Origin of the sequence: Ancylomarina sp. (assembly GCF_041555295.1) — a bacterium.
GTDB lineage: Bacteria > Bacteroidota > Bacteroidia > Bacteroidales > Marinifilaceae > Ancylomarina.
In genome coordinates this window covers 1-1,643 of record NZ_JBFFKR010000465.1, presented here as the reverse complement: position 1 = coordinate 1,643, position 1,643 = coordinate 1, and the positions used below count along the sequence as shown (strand labels likewise).

Annotated in this window: 2 protein-coding genes; both read left to right on the top strand. The window is 37.0% G+C overall.

Annotation, left to right across the window (positions count from 1 at the left end):
* Positions 1-87: 87 nt before the first annotated feature.
* Positions 88-765: a hypothetical protein gene (locus tag ABY905_RS17140; RefSeq protein ID WP_372646098.1), complete on the top strand. Its 678-nt coding sequence runs from the start codon at positions 88-90 to the stop codon at positions 763-765.
* Between the two features lie 252 nt (positions 766-1,017).
* Positions 1,018-1,643: hemolysin III family protein (locus ABY905_RS17135; protein WP_372646096.1), on the top strand; the 626-nt coding region annotated here is incomplete at its 3' end.

Sequence of the window (1,643 nt, the reverse complement as noted above, 5' to 3'; positions counted from 1 at the left end):
TTTGTTGAGAAAAATAAATTAAGTAGCATTCAATAAAATGCTACTTTTGTTTTTCAAATACAAAACAACAAACGATTAGAGAGAAAGATGAGTGTAGATTTTATATTTATGTTGACAAAGGATGATCAGACCGTATCTGATGCAAGAGAGTATGTGAAGGAGATTGCAGATGCAGGAGCAAAGCATATTGGTTTTAAGGATATTGGATTGCCCATTAGTGAATTAAAGAGTCTTACCGAGGATTTGAAAAAGGAAGGTGTTAAGGTTTATCTGGAAGTCGTGAGTTTAGATGCTGAGAGCGAAAAAAAATCAGCCAGAATTGCCATGGATCTGAATGTTGACTACCTACTGGGAGGAACACGACCTGAACTTATTGCTTCAATGGTTAAAGATCACCCATTAAAATACTATCCTTTTGTAGGAAAGATCGAAGATCACCCGAGTATTCTGACAGGAACAATTAATGAGATTGCAGCACATGCCCAGCAGATTACAGCTATTGACGGGGTAGATGGTTTGGATCTCTTAGCCTACCGATTTACAGGAGAAGATATTCCTCTGTTGGTTCAGGAAGTGTGTAAATCATCAACGAAGCCCGTTATTGTGGCTGGTAGTATCGATAGCAAGGAAAGAATAGAAGTGGTTAAAACCACAGGAGCAGCTGGCTTTACCGTGGGAACTGCCGCATTTGATATGGAATTCCCATCAAACCAAGCGGGCATTTCGGGGCAGGTTCAAAGTATATTAGAAATGAGCAGGCATTAATATTATAAATTTTCCCCGATAGGGAGAGGATTATTAATAGAAAAGAGGATAATCTGTATGGATTATCCTCTTTTCTATTACGGGCATTAAGTCATATTTCATAGCAGGTTCTGAAAATCCTACATGAATCAATATCATACTTCTCGTAGAGAGTTATAAGCATTTTGTTTGTGGCTGAAATGAAATTTTTAGATATGGGTATATTGTTTAACTTTGGCGGTTATAGATTTAACCGCTTAGCTTATTAATATGATGCAAAATCCCAAGAATAAAACCTATTCACCACTTGAAGAAAAGATCAATATCTATTCTCATGCCTTTGGGTTTATAGTTTCAATTATAGGTACACTGTTTTTAATCAGAAAGGCATATTTATTTGGAAATACCATGCAACTCGTCAGCTTTGGTATTTTTGGCTTAAGTATGGTGGTTTTATTTGCAGCCTCTACGCTTTATCATCGAGCTAAAGATTCTGTAAAAAGATCCCGATTAAGAATTTTTGATCATGCTTCTATCTATGTTTTAATTGCAGGAACCTATACACCATTCTGTTTAGTAACCTTACCAGAGAAAACGGGACTCATTGTTTTTGCAGTCGTTTGGGTATTTGCTTTGCTTGGAATTAGCATCAAACTCTTTTTTACGGGACGCTTTTCGGTGTTCTCTACACTTATGTATTTATTTATGGGTTGGATGATGGTTTTTATCATCAAACCGCTGTATCAGAATTTGCCAGTTGAAGGTTTGTATTGGCTTTTCGCGGGTGGCTTGGCTTATACGCTTGGTGCTATTCTTTACAGCATCAAGAGAGTCCCATTTAATCATGCCAGTTTTCATGTTCTGGTTCTTATAGGCTGCTTTTGCCACTATATGAGTAT